At 39.0% G+C, this 13,392-nt stretch carries 14 protein-coding genes; 12 read left to right on the top strand and 2 right to left on the bottom strand.

The window, feature by feature from the left end; genetic code table 11:
- Nucleotides 1–213 precede the first annotated feature (213 nt).
- The gene (locus A3GQ_RS0103685) at nucleotides 214–831 is read left to right on the top strand and encodes an FMN-binding negative transcriptional regulator (RefSeq protein WP_028775906.1); all 618 of its coding nucleotides are present in this window, start codon (nucleotides 214–216) and stop codon (nucleotides 829–831) included.
- A 187-nt stretch (nucleotides 832–1,018) separates the two neighbouring features.
- On the opposite strand, the gene A3GQ_RS0103680 is transcribed toward A3GQ_RS0103685, so the two are convergent.
- Nucleotides 1,019–2,023 (bottom strand): class I SAM-dependent methyltransferase, encoded by a 1,005-nt coding sequence (locus tag A3GQ_RS0103680; protein WP_028775905.1) that lies wholly within the window; start codon nucleotides 2,021–2,023, stop codon nucleotides 1,019–1,021.
- Nucleotides 2,024–2,181: 158 nt separating this feature from the next.
- On the opposite strand from A3GQ_RS0103680, the gene A3GQ_RS0103675 reads away from it, so the two are divergent.
- Entirely contained in the window at nucleotides 2,182–3,354 is a 1,173-nt protein-coding gene (locus A3GQ_RS0103675) for an aminotransferase-like domain-containing protein (RefSeq protein ID WP_051271172.1), read from the top strand.
- Between the two features lie 86 nt (nucleotides 3,355–3,440).
- Complete coding sequence (locus A3GQ_RS0103670) at nucleotides 3,441–3,788, top strand: hypothetical protein (RefSeq protein ID WP_156877528.1); 348 nt, start codon at nucleotides 3,441–3,443, stop codon at nucleotides 3,786–3,788.
- Between the two features lie 156 nt (nucleotides 3,789–3,944).
- On the opposite strand, the gene A3GQ_RS0103665 is transcribed toward A3GQ_RS0103670, so the two are convergent.
- Nucleotides 3,945–4,394: a hypothetical protein gene (locus A3GQ_RS0103665; protein WP_028775902.1), complete on the bottom strand. Its 450-nt coding sequence runs from the start codon at nucleotides 4,392–4,394 to the stop codon at nucleotides 3,945–3,947.
- Nucleotides 4,395–4,607: 213 nt separating this feature from the next.
- Here A3GQ_RS0103665 and aroC point away from each other — a divergent pair, with 213 nt between their 5' ends.
- The 9 genes from aroC (at nucleotide 4,608) to trpA (ending at nucleotide 13,363) form a co-directional block, all read left to right on the top strand.
- On the top strand, nucleotides 4,608–5,768 hold the full coding sequence (aroC, locus tag A3GQ_RS0103660) for a chorismate synthase (protein WP_028775901.1): 1,161 nt from the start codon (nucleotides 4,608–4,610) through the stop codon (nucleotides 5,766–5,768).
- Nucleotide 5,769: 1 nt separating this feature from the next.
- On the top strand, nucleotides 5,770–6,870 hold the full coding sequence (gene aroB / locus A3GQ_RS0103655) for a 3-dehydroquinate synthase (protein ID WP_028775900.1): 1,101 nt from the start codon (nucleotides 5,770–5,772) through the stop codon (nucleotides 6,868–6,870).
- Complete coding sequence (aroH, locus tag A3GQ_RS0103650; RefSeq protein WP_028775899.1) at nucleotides 6,871–7,233, top strand: chorismate mutase; 363 nt, start codon at nucleotides 6,871–6,873, stop codon at nucleotides 7,231–7,233. It begins immediately after the preceding gene.
- Between the two features lie 220 nt (nucleotides 7,234–7,453).
- Nucleotides 7,454–8,950, top strand: coding sequence for an anthranilate synthase component I (gene trpE / locus A3GQ_RS23305; RefSeq protein ID WP_051271171.1), 1,497 nt, complete (start codon nucleotides 7,454–7,456; stop codon nucleotides 8,948–8,950).
- An 18-nt stretch (nucleotides 8,951–8,968) separates the two neighbouring features.
- Nucleotides 8,969–9,997: an anthranilate phosphoribosyltransferase gene (trpD, locus tag A3GQ_RS0103640; RefSeq protein ID WP_028775898.1), complete on the top strand. Its 1,029-nt coding sequence runs from the start codon at nucleotides 8,969–8,971 to the stop codon at nucleotides 9,995–9,997.
- Nucleotides 9,987–10,784 carry an indole-3-glycerol phosphate synthase TrpC gene (trpC, locus tag A3GQ_RS0103635; protein WP_028775897.1) on the top strand — a complete coding sequence of 266 codons (798 nt, stop codon included), beginning with the start codon at nucleotides 9,987–9,989 and terminating at the stop codon, nucleotides 10,782–10,784. The genes trpD and trpC overlap by 11 nt, the downstream gene beginning before the upstream one ends.
- Nucleotides 10,766–11,404, top strand: coding sequence for a phosphoribosylanthranilate isomerase (locus A3GQ_RS0103630; protein ID WP_083964090.1), 639 nt, complete (start codon nucleotides 10,766–10,768; stop codon nucleotides 11,402–11,404). Before trpC ends, A3GQ_RS0103630 begins: the two co-directional genes overlap by 19 nt.
- On the top strand, nucleotides 11,385–12,572 hold the full coding sequence (gene trpB, locus A3GQ_RS0103625) for a tryptophan synthase subunit beta (RefSeq protein WP_028775895.1): 1,188 nt from the start codon (nucleotides 11,385–11,387) through the stop codon (nucleotides 12,570–12,572). The genes A3GQ_RS0103630 and trpB overlap by 20 nt, the downstream gene beginning before the upstream one ends.
- Nucleotides 12,569–13,363 (top strand): tryptophan synthase subunit alpha, encoded by a 795-nt coding sequence (gene trpA, locus A3GQ_RS0103620; protein WP_028775894.1) that lies wholly within the window; start codon nucleotides 12,569–12,571, stop codon nucleotides 13,361–13,363. Before trpB ends, trpA begins: the two co-directional genes overlap by 4 nt.
- Nucleotides 13,364–13,392 lie beyond the last annotated feature (29 nt).

The following is a 13,392-nucleotide window of genomic DNA, read 5'->3' as shown; positions in this document are numbered from 1 at the left end:
CTTACAAAAGTCTAATCCTTTCATCTAATATTTTTTTAACTAGTTTACAAAACAAACTTAAATTCATTTAATCTACCCCCAACTGAAAAAGAGTTAGTAAAAGTGATTTAATGTGTAAAACAATATTTTTTTTATTTACGAATGTTATCTTTCAGGAGATGATAAAAGAATAAATACAAACTATACATCTCAACAACGATAGGAGGAAGGAAGTTGTATATTCCTAAACTTTTTAAAGTAACCGATATCAATGAAATCAAGGGATTTATAAAAGCGAATTCATTTGGGACACTTATCACAACCAAAAAAGGAAGACCCATTGCTACCCACTTACCTTTGGAACTACAAGAAAAAGGGGAAGAGGTTTATATTACAGGTCACTTGGCTTATGGAAATCCACAATGGAGAACACTAGAAACATGTGAAGAATGCTTGATTATTTACCAAGGTCCGCATGCATATGTTTCCTCGTCCTGGTATGAAAAGGAAAATGTTCCTACTTGGAATTATCAAGCTGTGCATGTCTATGGAACAGGAATGCTTTTATCAGAAGAAGAGCTAAAACAAGAACTTTCCCATATGTTGCAAAAATATGAAAAACATAGAGAGAATCCAGTCTTGTGGGATAGACTTTCTCCTGAATTACTGAACAAAGAATTAAAAGGGATTGTCGGTTTCAAAATAAAGGCGAGTGAGTTTCAAGCAGCTTATAAGCTAAGTCAGAATCGGAATGATAGAGATTATGATCATATTATTAATAAATTAACGATGGAAGATGACCCACTTGCGAAACAAATGGCAGAAGTGATGAAAAGGAAGAAAGAAAGTTAAAAGGATGATAGTGATTCGATTTTCATATCTTTCTAATTGTATTTGAATAGCACCGTTCACATAACAACCAACATATCTTTCTGAAAAGGTAGTCGGTTGTTATGTCCATATGTCAAATTTCATTATCTTTTAAAAAGTAGAAATAGAGGAAAATCCAATTTTCGTAAGTATTCGAAACAAAAGTACATTATTTTAGCATACCTAATACCCATAAGTAATGATTAGGAAAATCTATCTCTATTTCTTTTACAATTGTATAACCAGTGTCTTGGATAATCTTGTCCAGACGTTCTTTATTCCGTGTTTCAATCCGCTGAAGACGATGGATATAGTCAAAAGCAGGGGAGAAGATTAGGGGAGATAAGGATTGATTTGTCGGTGTTACACCATCTATAAGCAACAAGTATCTTGCATTAGGAAAAGCCTGTTTTAGAGAACAAAGTGTTTCCGTACATAATGAATCCGGATTGAGGTGATGGGTTATAAAATTGGTATAGAGGATATCCACCTCTGGATAAGAGCCTTTGAACGCTGTAATGTCCGCAAGATGTGCTTGTCCATAAAATTTTTCAGATTGAAAAGCCCAATGTAAATTTTTATTCGCTACATCAACCATTGCTTGGCTTTTATCAAATCCAAGCCCATTTACTTGAAATTCATTGCAAATGTCAATGATAGTGTTTCCTGTACCACACCATAGATCACAGAAATCGCCTTGAATATGAATCTCTTTCATTACTTTCTTCATAACTGGTAGAAAACGTTTTTTTACTAGATCACCAGTAAAAGCGACTTCTTCCATTGAAAAGTCTTCCAATTCCGCTTTTTCTTTTCCTTGCGCAATCATCACACTTTTTCCTAATAGCTTAGAATAGGATTCAAACCAATGCAGGAAAGAGGGTAATTCATCCATTACTTCATTGCCAAAAGTAGTTAATGAGTATTTATCATCTATTTTGTCGATAATTTCGCCATATTGTAAAACTAAGAGTGCTCCTTTAATTGCTACAGAATCTGGATATTTTTCACTATCATAGATTTCATTTATGTTTACGTCCCTACTTTGAAGTAAAGTTAGCAAACCAACGGAATGAATGACTACAAGTGCATTGGCACATAATCCATAAGTAAATACTTTAGCACCAGCACTAGGTGTGAAATTGGATGGGTATTTCCATATTTGTTCTGACAAAGATGTCCCTCCTAGCGAATATTGTTTCTTTATTAAATAATATTAATCTATAGTATAATGTAATTGTTTTTAATAGAATAGTTATTTTTTATTAATAAATGTTTTTTAATGGTAAATAAGTTCTGCTTTTTAAATTTGATATAGAAGGGGAGATGATAATGTCACCAGTTGATAATGGGAATTTGTTGCAGAAATTATTAAAAAAAGCATCCAGCGAATCACTTATCTCTTTCACAGCGGGTTTTCCAGCGAATGATATGCTGCCTGTGGAAGAGATTAGAAAGTGTTATGAGAAAGCTTTAAAAGATCATCAGATTTTACAATATAGTACCGATTCCAAAGGAAATCGCTCCTTGCGAGAAGAAATCAGCAAAAGACTGAAACACAAACATATTATTATAACAAGCGACAATATTTTAGTTACCACTGGGTCATCTCAAGCAATCGATTTGATTACGAGGATCACTGCTGCAAAAGGCGATGTTGTCTTGGTGGAAAGGCCTACGTATCAAGAGGTTTTAAAATCTTTACATCAACAGGGTATCCAAGCTGTTGGGGTGCAAAGTGATTGGGAAGGCATGCTTCCTGAAGATGTGGAAGAAAAAATAAGAACATTTCGTCCTAAATTTGTTTATGTTAATCCTACATTTGGCAATCCGAATGGAAAAGTTTGGAGTATAGAGCGGAGAAAACAACTTATTCAATTATGTAAAGCTGCTGGAGTTCTCATTTTAGAAGATGATCCTTATGGTGATCTTCGATTTCAATCGATGCATATCCCATCTCTATACGAATTGGATGAAGCTAGTGATCATGCTACTGTTGTATATGTTAGTACCTTTTCCAAAATTATCGCACCTGCTGTAAGGGTAGGTTATATCGCTGCAAATCCAACCATCCTACAATCGCTAGTACAATTGCAACATCTCTCTGTAATTCATTCGGGTACTATTGATCAACAAGCAATTTCCCATTATCTCCAAAACTATGATTTGGACAAGCGCAATGCTCTACTCGTAAAGGAATATCAATCTCGATTAAACGAAATGGAAGATGAATTGGTTGTCCAATTAGGGAACGAAGTAAAGTGGAACAAACCTACCGGTGGAATTTATTTATGGATGGAAATATCTCCTGATATTGATTCCATGCAGTTATTAGAAGATTCCTTAGCAAATGGTGTTTCTTATTTTCCTGGACATTTTTTCTACGTTGATGAGCCAGATGTAAATGGTATACGGTTAAATTTTACGTTTACTTCTAAGGAGAAGATTCGAACAGGAATACGAAAATTGGCTCAAGTTTATCAAGAGATGAAGGCGTCGGTATAAAATTAGAACAAAAAATCAACTATCTCGGTTGGTTTTTTGATTATGAAAATTTATCTGAAATTAGGTTACAATAACAATGATTATCCATGAAACCAAGGAGAGAAATGGATATTTCACGAGAGGCTTATGAGCGTGTTGGGTTTGTCTTTTCCGCAAAGGGAGAGCAGGATGATGTAGGAATTGCAACGGTAGGACGTTGGGTGAGGATTCAGCATTCAGGGAAGCGCCCCTTGGACAGCGTAACTCTTGAGATCGAAGAGTGGAAGGAATTCCTCCAGGTTGTAAACAAGGGAAACTGGAAGGAAAATCTGATTGCAGGAAATAGCCAAGTCACATACAACTTCCCTAAGTCTGGTGCAATGACCTGCCCGATGGAAATGTGGGATCGGTTCATCCTCGCAATCCAGCAAGGGAAATTTCCCCAAGTAACCTAAGTCTTTCGTTGGCCTCGATCATTCGATTGAGGCCAACTGCTTTTTAGGGATGTGCAAAAACAAAGTACTCTATAAAGCAGATCGAGCCTCTGATCGAATGATCAGAGACTCGACTTCTTCTTTCGATCCGTAAGGAACAGGCCGAAGAAGCTTCTCTCACTTTACCCAATAGATGAGCTTATTTACAGCGGAACAGATGTTCTTCACCGCCGATGAGGTATTGAAGTCTTCGTCGGACACGAGCTGATCCAGAAGTTTTTCCATTTTCTTCCGAATTAGCTCGAGTTCGATGGAAGCGTTTGAATAGCTTTTCAGGCTGAGCAGCCCTACAGCTTCCGCATCTGCTTCCAGAGCTACCATGTTATCGAGTGCGCTTTTGACTCGCTTGCGGGAGACTTCACGCTCCTTGAGGCTGATTCTTTCCAGCTTCAAGGTGTACATTCGCGTAAGGAGCTCACGAAGCTTCTTTTCTTCCAGTTCCTCTGGAGTAGTTGCCAGCTCAGGCAGAACCTTCTTCAGTTGATCGATCTGTTCTCCGGAAAGCTGGTATCCGTCGAGCTTGATCGCACCGATGACGTACGCAAGCGCTACACTTACATTGTCCATGGATTGCTCCAAATCTGAGGAATGGGCTGAATCTACTAAATTTATTATAAAGACATGAAATACTTTGTAAATTGAATTCTGAATATTAGTAGTTGCTCCCTTCTGCAATGAAATATTAGGGAACTGTTTTTGTTTATACTAGCCCTAGTGGACATTTTTTTGTTACACTTACAGATAACGATTTTGTAATTGCATAGATGAGGAGAGTTTAAGATGAGGTATTTAACAGCGGGAGAGTCACACGGACCCCAATTGACAATTATTATAGAAGGATTACCAAGCCAATTGCCATTATCCAAAGAGAAATTGGATTATGAATTACATAGAAGACAGTTAGGGCATGGTCGTGGTCGAAGGATGCAAATCGAAACAGACCAAGCTCAAATGTTGTCTGGTGTTCGTTTTGGAAAAACAACAGGTGCACCTGTGACATTGGTGATTGAAAATAAAGACTGGACACATTGGCAAAAAATCATGAATCCATTAGCTGATCCTGAGGAAGCTGGAAAACGTCGTATTTCACGTCCAAGACCAGGACATGCCGATCTCAATGGCGCGATCAAGTACAATCATCACGATATGCGAGATGTATTAGAACGCTCAAGTGCGAGAGAAACTGCCTCTCGTGTAGCTGTAGGGGCTGTAGCAAAACAAATTCTTGCATTATGCGGTATTCATATCGGAGGACACGTCCTTCGAATTGGTGAAGTAGAAGCAGAACGAGTAGATCTTACTTTAGAAGAACTGGTTCAACGTTCCGAACAATCTTCCGTACGTTGTGTAGATCCCAAAGCAGAGCAGCCGATGAAAGATTTAATTGATCAAGCAAAAAAAGAAGGAGACTCATTGGGCGGAATAGTAGAAGTAATTGTTGAAGGAGTTCCTATTGGACTTGGTAGTTTTGTCCATTGGGATCGCAAGCTGGATGCAAGAATTGCGGGGGCTATTGTAAGTATTAATGCATTCAAAGGGGTAGAATTTGGAATCGGTTTTGAAGCTGCTAAACGACCCGGTTCAGAAGTGCATGATGAAATTGTTTGGTCCGAAGAAGAAGGATTTGGTCGTGCTACCAACCGATTGGGTGGTTTTGAAGGTGGGATGACCACTGGACAGCCTATCATCGTTCGTGGTGTGATGAAACCGATTCCTACACTATATAAGCCTTTGATGAGTGTAGATATTGATACAAAAGAGCCGTTTGCTGCAAGTATTGAACGATCCGATAGTTGTGCGGTGCCTGCTGCAAGCGTAGTTGCTGAAAATGTCGTTGCATGGGAAATAGCCCAAGCTTTACTTGAAAAATTCCCGGCAGATACCATTGATGAATTGGTAGAGCAAGTGAATCAATACCGTGAAAAAACAAAGAGGTTTTAAGATGAGAGAATTACGTGTTTCGACAAAATCTAGGGCTTATTCTGTTTATGTAGGTACAGCACTATTGGCTCGTTTACCGGAATTGCTTAAACAACATAACATACAAACCAATCAAAAGTTGTTTCTTGTAACCGATAGTCACGTGGCTCCACTCTATTCAGAAAACATAGTAGAACCTCTCCGCAACGCTGGGTTTCGAGTTGATATGAGTGTGGTACCTGCGGGAGAAAGCAGTAAATCATTGGAGGTGTTGGATCGGTTGTATGCAGATGCCATACAAGCCGGTCTCGACCGCTCCAGTGTAGTATTAGCTTTTGGAGGGGGAGTAGTAGGAGATTTAGCTGGGTTTTTAGCAGCAAGTTTTATGAGAGGAATTCCTTTTGTACAACTACCTACTACCCTATTGGCACACGATAGTAGCATAGGTGGAAAAGTGGGAATCAACCATAAACTTGGTAAAAATTATATGGGTGCTTTTCATCAGCCTCTGTTTGTTCTATTTGATGTTAATATTCTAACAACTCTGCCTGAAAGAGAATTGACAGCTGGTTTTGCAGAAGTTATCAAACATGCTCTTATCTGGGACAGTAACTTTGTTTCTTGGTTAGAGAAGAACAATATGGCTTTGCGAAATAGGGATCTTCCTATACTAGAAGAAGCTATCTATCGTGGTTGTAAAGTGAAAATTAGCGTAGTTTCGGATGATGAGACAGAAAGTGGTATACGAGCAATTCTAAATTATGGGCATACCATCGGTCACGCTTTGGAGTCCGTTTCTAGTTATAAACGGTATACACATGGTGAAGCCATTGCCATAGGAATGGTAGGTGCTGCAATGTTAAGTGTAGAGATTTTGTCGGCACCTGCTCAATTGGTTGAAGATACAGAGCTTTTGTTACGAAAATTTTCATTACCAACAAGAATACAAGATCAATGGACAGAGGATTCCTTATTGCAATTGATGAAGAGAGATAAAAAGGCAAAACATGGAATCTATACTTTTATTTTGAGTAAAGAGCTAGGGCGAGTGGAAGTAGTTCATGATATTCCAGAAGAAAAGATAAGAAAAGTTTTGCATCAGTTAAAAGAGGTGAGTAGGTAATTGGTAAGAGGAATTCGTGGAGCTACAACAGTAGAGTTCAATACGAAAGAAGCTATTTTAGCTGCTACAAAGGAACTTTCCTTAGCGATCATTGAACGTAATGAGTTAGAAGCAGATGATGTTGCTAGTATTTTGATTACCAGCACACCAGACTTAAATGCGACTTTTCCAGCAGCAGCAGTTCGAGCATTACAAGGGTGGGAATTAGTACCACTCATGGGGGCTACTGAAGTAGATGTGCCAAATGGTTTGCCTTTGTGCATTCGGATGATGTTATTGGTGAATACGGATAGATCCGCAGAAAAAATCCAACATGTTTTTCTCAACGATGCGGAAAAACTCCGGCCTGATTTGAAAAAGTAATTTCATTATTGACAGAAAAGATCGTCCTCGTTTAGAGTAGAAGATAGTATTTATTACAGTGAGTTTGAGTAGATGAGTAGAGTAGAGAATTGGATATAGTTAGCGGAGTAGAGCTGAGTTTATATGCAAACAACAGCCAAAGCATCCCCGCTTTGGCTTTTCATATTTATTTTCCCTCTATATCCTTTTCTCTCCGATTTTATGAAGGAGGGAAATTGATTTGATTTATCCAACCAAAAGTGAAGTGCTTGCATTCGCCAAGCAGTATTCTCATATTCCCATTTGTAAGAAAATCCAAATAGATACAGTCACGCCTATTCAGTTGTTTCATGCGTTAGAAAAAGATGATTATTCTTTTCTCTTGGAGAGCGTAGAAGGGGATCAAAAATTTTCTCGGTATTCATTTATGGGTTCCCAGCCTTATCAGATATTAACAGGCAAAGATAGTATGCTAACCGTAACTACTTCAGATAGAATAAAAGTATTTCCAGCTGATGATCCACTTCCGCATCTAAATGAAATGTTAGAAGCGAGTACTTCTCCGAAATATGAAGGTTTCCCCCCGTTTCTCGGTGGTGCAGTAGGATATTTTAGTTATGAATTAGTTCAAGCATTTGAACCGAATGCGCTTCTTACCAATCCAACAGGTAAAACAAAAGCGTATGATACGCATCTTGCATTTTATGATCGGTTGATCGTCTTTGATCACCAAGAACAAGTATTATATTTGGTTATGCATCTCACTCCTCAAACGGATGGAGCAGATGACTATGAAAAAATAGTGACAAAGCTAGAAAACTGGAAAGTGCAACTGCAAAAAACGCAGCCTTTCATTGAACCGTTGCCGACTCTTGTAAGGGAAGAAGTAGATTTTAGTCAAGTTACTTCTAATTTTACGCGTGAAAACTTTTGTAAAGCAGTGGAGAAAGCAAAAGATTATATTCGAGCAGGCGATATTTTTCAAGTGGTGCCTTCACAAAAATATACGATAGATGGTATACATGATCCAATGATGGTTTATCGAATTTTGCGCTATCTTAATCCTTCTCCCTATATGTACTATCTTCAGCTAGGTGAGGAGAAAATAGTGGGGACTTCACCTGAAATTCTGGTCAGAGTACAAGATCGATTGGTAGAAACAAGGCCAATCGCAGGATCGCGTCCTAGGAGTCAGGATAAAGTAGAAGATGATAATCTAGAAAAAGAATTACTTGCTGATCCTAAAGAAAATGCGGAACATATCATGTTAGTGGATTTGGGAAGAAATGATGTAGGTCGTGTTTCTAAATTTGGTTCTGTACAAGTAACAGCATTTAAACAGGTGGAGCGATACTCTCATGTGATGCATATCGTTTCGCAAGTAACAGGGGAACTATCACCCAAACACACACCATTAGATGCATTTCGGGCTTGTTTTCCCGCAGGGACTGTTTCTGGATCTCCTAAAATACGAGCGATGGAGATTATTGCTGAACTTGAGCCAGAAGCACGTGGGATTTATGCAGGTGCTGTTGGATATTTTGATTATGCAGGAAATGTGGACACATGTATTGCGATAAGAACTATTTATTTTCGAGATGAGAAAGCTTATGTGCAAGCAGGTGCTGGAATTGTATTTGATTCCGATCCTGATAAGGAGTATGAAGAAACACAGCATAAAGCAAAAGCAATGTTACTTGCACTTCAACTCGCCAAAACATCAAAAATAGGCACATAGAGAGGGGAGAATAGAAATATGTTTTTAACATTACTCAATCGATTGCTAGAGGGAGAAGATTTGTCAAAAAACGAAACATTTTATTTGATGGAACAGATGATGAGCGGCTCTTTAAATGACATTCAGATTGCTGCTTTGTTGACAGCTCTTCGCATAAAAGGTGAGACAGTAGAGGAATTGATTGGATTAGTAGAAGGCATGAAAGCATATGCGACTTCTCTGCCTCGTGTTATTGCGGATAGCGTAGATACTTGTGGAACTGGTGGCGATGGGGGAAAAACGTTCAATATTTCTACTGCCACTACTTTTGTTGCGGCAGCAGCAGGAGTTTCTATTGCTAAACACGGAAATCGCGCTGTATCGAGTAAAAGTGGTAGTGTAGATGTTTTAGAACAATTAGGGATTACACTAGATTTAACACCTGATGAAGCGTGTAAACAACTACAAGATACTGGTGTTTGTTTTCTTTTTGCTCCACAATATCACCCTGCTATGAAACATGTGATGCCTACTCGAAAGGCTTTGGGTTTTCGGACATGTTTTAATCTTCTTGGACCATTAGCGAATCCAGCAAATGTACAACGGCAGTTGATAGGTGTGTTTTCTCCGAAATACACAGAGAAAATGGCAAAAGTACTTCAGGCTCTCGGTACAAAACATGCACTTATCGTTTCTGGATTAGATGGTTTAGACGAAATTACATTGACAGCTCCGACACAGATTAGTGAATTGAAAAATGGGCAAGTGGAAACCTACACCATTACTCCTGAGGATCTAGGCATTTCGTCGAGTTCTATCCATGAATTAGAAGGTGGGACACCAACAGAGAACGCAGCTATTATACTCGAGGTTTTGCAGGGGAAGAAAAGTGCAAAACGCTCCATTGTAGAAGTAAATGCTGCAGCTGTTTTATATGTGGCTGGTAAGACAGACTCGTTACAAGCTGGTATTTCATTGGCAGCAGATGTAATCGATTCTGGTTTGGCACTACAGAAATTACGCCAAGTAGCTCAAATCTCCCAAGAGGTGAAATCGCATGTTTCTTGAAAAAATGAAAGTGATCAAACAAAAAGAAATTGCAATACTCGAACAAAAGTACAACCAATCGGATTGGGATATTGCTGCATCCATGCCAAAGGGCCGCTCTCTCCGTAATGCAATTGAATCTTCTTCCTTTGCGGTTATTGCTGAAGTCAAACCTGCATCTCCTTCTAAAGGGATCATTGCATCGAATGTTAATCCAGTTGAACAAGGATTGAGTTATGAAAGAGGAGGCGCAAACGTTATCTCTGTATTGACAGAGACTGAATACTTTCATGGCAAATCTGAATCTCTCACGCAAGTGCAAAAAGCAGTTTCGATACCTGTCTTAAGAAAAGATTTTATTCTTGACCCTCTACAAGTGCTGGAGAGTAAGTTTTTAGGTGCAGACGCGATTTTATTAATTGTTGCTTTTCTAGACCGCACTACTTGTATTCATTTAGCCAACTTAGCACATCAGTTAGGCATGGAGGTTTTACTAGAGATTCATGAGGAATCTGAGGTGGATACCGCACTCCATGTAGACGCGGATGTTATTGGTATCAATAATAGAAATCTCCATTCCTTAGAAGTAGATTTAGTTACTACAAGTCACTTACGTCCCTTTATTACCACGAATGTACCAGTCATTGGTGAAAGTGGCATTCACTCTTTAGAAGATGCAAAAACGTTAGCAAATGCGAATATTAATGGAGTTTTAGTGGGGGAGTTTCTTATGCGCCACGAGAACCCATCCAGAGCAGTGGCAGAATTAAAGACGGTAGGTGAACAGCAATTAAGCAAATCTCGGTAAAATTTTGCGGATTCCGAACAAAAGACGACGTGAAAACTGCTGTTTCTCATGCTGTTTCTGCTATCGGATTTATATTAGTACCTGATCGTAAACGCACGATATCCTTGCTTCAATTAACATCGATGATACCTCTGATTCCAAAACAGATAGAAAAGGTAGGAGTGTTTCAAAATCCTACTCTAGAAGAAGTGAACAATGCTGCCTCTCTAGGGTTGTCTATGGTACAGCTTCACGGTCAAGAGACACCGGCTTTTTGTCAGCAGATCAAGAAAAACAAACAAATCCCGATTATCAAAGTTTTTTCGGAGAAAGAAATACAAAAGATCCCTCTTTATGAAGGATATATTGATGTAGTTTTACTGGATCATTCCGCAGGTGGAACAGGAACTACTATTGATTGGAGTTGCATTCCAGTAGCAAAGCAATTAACTGAGCGATTACAATTGCCACTTTGGATAGCGGGTGGATTGAATGAGTCCAATATAGAAAACTTAATAAGGGATTATGAAATAGATGGAATTGATTTATCCTCTGGAATCGAGACAAATGGCAAAAAAGATACGCAAAAAATGAACAAAATTATAGAGAGGATGAAACAGCATGACAAAATCGAGCAGTAGATTTGGGGCATTTGGTGGAAGATTTGTACCAGAAACATTAATGAATGCTGTTTTAGAGTTAGAACAAGGATTTGAATCGATTTTAAATGATCCGACTTTTGAAAAGGAAATGCGAGACTTATTGGTAAACTACTCTGGAAGGCCAACACCGTTAACGTTTGCTAAACGGTTGACCGAATTTGCTGGAGGAGCTGAAATCTATCTCAAGCGGGAAGATCTAAATCATACAGGTGCACACAAGATTAACAATACGATTGGGCAAGCACTTCTTGCGAAGAAAATGGGTAAACGAAAATTAATTGCTGAAACTGGTGCGGGACAGCATGGTGTCGCTTCTGCAACGATTGCTGCTTTGTTAGGAATGGAATGCAAAGTTTATATGGGTGAAGAAGATGTACGACGACAAGCTCAAAATGTTTTTCGTATGGAATTACTAGGTGCCGAGGTGGTTCCTGTTACATCAGGTTCAAGAACACTAAAAGATGCAACAAATGAAGCGATGCGTGCATGGGTTGCAGCAGTAGAGGATTCTTTTTATCTTATCGGTTCAGCTGTGGGCCCTCATCCATATCCACAGATGGTAAAGTATTTTCAGCGAGTTATTGGTGATGAAGCACGTGCACAAATGATAGAACAAACTGGCAGTTTGCCAACGGATGTTGTTGCATGCGTAGGTGGAGGTAGTAATGCGATCGGAATGTTTACTGCTTTTGTAGAAGATAGTGCAGTAAAGATCCATGGTGTGGAAGCAGCAGGTAAGGGATTGGATACAAATGAACACGCAGCTAGTTTGAGTCTTGGAAGACCTGGTGTGTTACATGGCTCCTTTAGTTATATCTTACATGATGAAAATGGACAGATTATTCCAGCTCATTCTATCTCAGCGGGATTGGATTATCCAGGAGTTGGACCAGAACATGCACATTTAAAAGAAATAGGAAGAGTACGTTATACAGCAGTAACAGATGAACAGGCAATGGAAGCGGTTAAGTTATTGTGCAGATTAGAAGGTATCATTCCTGCTATTGAATCTGCCCATGCACTTTCAGAAGCTGTACGTTTAGCTTCACAAGGCAGTGTTGCTGAAAAAATATTAGTTTGCCTTTCTGGTCGTGGCGATAAAGATATGGGAACGATTCGAGAATATTTTCAGGGGGAATCGGAGTGAGTCGATTAGCGAATGCTTTTCAAACCAACCAAACCAATTTAATACCATATTTAGTTGCAGGTTATCCTTCTGTTGAAGCTACGATTGATCTCATTCATTTGTTAGCAGAAGAAGGTGTAACTGCGATTGAATTAGGAGTACCTTTTTCAGACCCAGTTGCCGATGGTCCAATCATCCAGCTTGCCGCAGAAAAAGCATTGTCTAATGGAATAACATTGTCGGATGTTTTCGCGATTGCCCAAACCGTTCGTGATCAAGGGAATACTATCCCATTGATCTTGTTTTCCTACTATAATCCTTTGTTATCATACGGATTAGAAAAAGTAGCGATAGATGCTGAGAAAGCGGGTTTTTCAGGGTTCATCGTACCAGATTTACCATATGAAGAAAGTGATTTACTTCGAACGCAATTGGAACAGGTGAGTTTGGATTTGATCCCATTAGTTGCTCCTACTTCAGAAGAAAGAGTTGCTAAGATAGCTGCAACTGCCAAAGGTTTTGTATATTGTGTTTCTTCTTTAGGAACAACAGGGGTAAGGCAAAGTTTTGCTTCGAATTTGGACTCATTTTTACAACAAGTAAGATCCAGTAGTAGGGTGCCTATTGCTGTTGGATTTGGTGTTTCTACGGCATCACAAGTGCAAGAATTACGGACAAAAGCTGATGGGGTGATTGTTGGAAGTGCACTTGTAAAACAAGTTACAGAGATGGAACAAGCACTTTGTAAGGAAGATGAAAAGCAAGTTGCATTAAATACTATCCGTGGATTTGTCAAGAAACTTCTAAGCTAGTAAGATAGATAGAAAATAAGTAAGTTGGG

The sequence above is a fragment of the Shimazuella kribbensis DSM 45090 genome (assembly GCF_000428065.1).
Lineage (GTDB): Bacteria > Bacillota > Bacilli > Thermoactinomycetales > Thermoactinomycetaceae > Shimazuella > Shimazuella kribbensis.
This window is presented reverse-complemented; position numbering and strand designations above follow the sequence as displayed.

Coding starts and splice junctions, on each gene's coding strand:
- A3GQ_RS0103675 (WP_051271172.1), top strand. CDS start 2,182: ATGTCACCAGTTGATAATGGGAATTTGTTGCAGAAATTATTAAAAAAA.
- A3GQ_RS0103670 (WP_156877528.1), top strand. CDS start 3,441: ATGAAACCAAGGAGAGAAATGGATATTTCACGAGAGGCTTATGAGCGT.
- A3GQ_RS0103665 (WP_028775902.1), bottom strand. CDS start 4,394: ATGGACAATGTAAGTGTAGCGCTTGCGTACGTCATCGGTGCGATCAAG.
- aroC (WP_028775901.1), top strand. CDS start 4,608: ATGAGGTATTTAACAGCGGGAGAGTCACACGGACCCCAATTGACAATT.
- aroB (WP_028775900.1), top strand. CDS start 5,770: ATGAGAGAATTACGTGTTTCGACAAAATCTAGGGCTTATTCTGTTTAT.
- trpD (WP_028775898.1), top strand. CDS start 8,969: ATGTTTTTAACATTACTCAATCGATTGCTAGAGGGAGAAGATTTGTCA.
- trpC (WP_028775897.1), top strand. CDS start 9,987: ATGTTTCTTGAAAAAATGAAAGTGATCAAACAAAAAGAAATTGCAATA.
- trpB (WP_028775895.1), top strand. CDS start 11,385: ATGACAAAATCGAGCAGTAGATTTGGGGCATTTGGTGGAAGATTTGTA.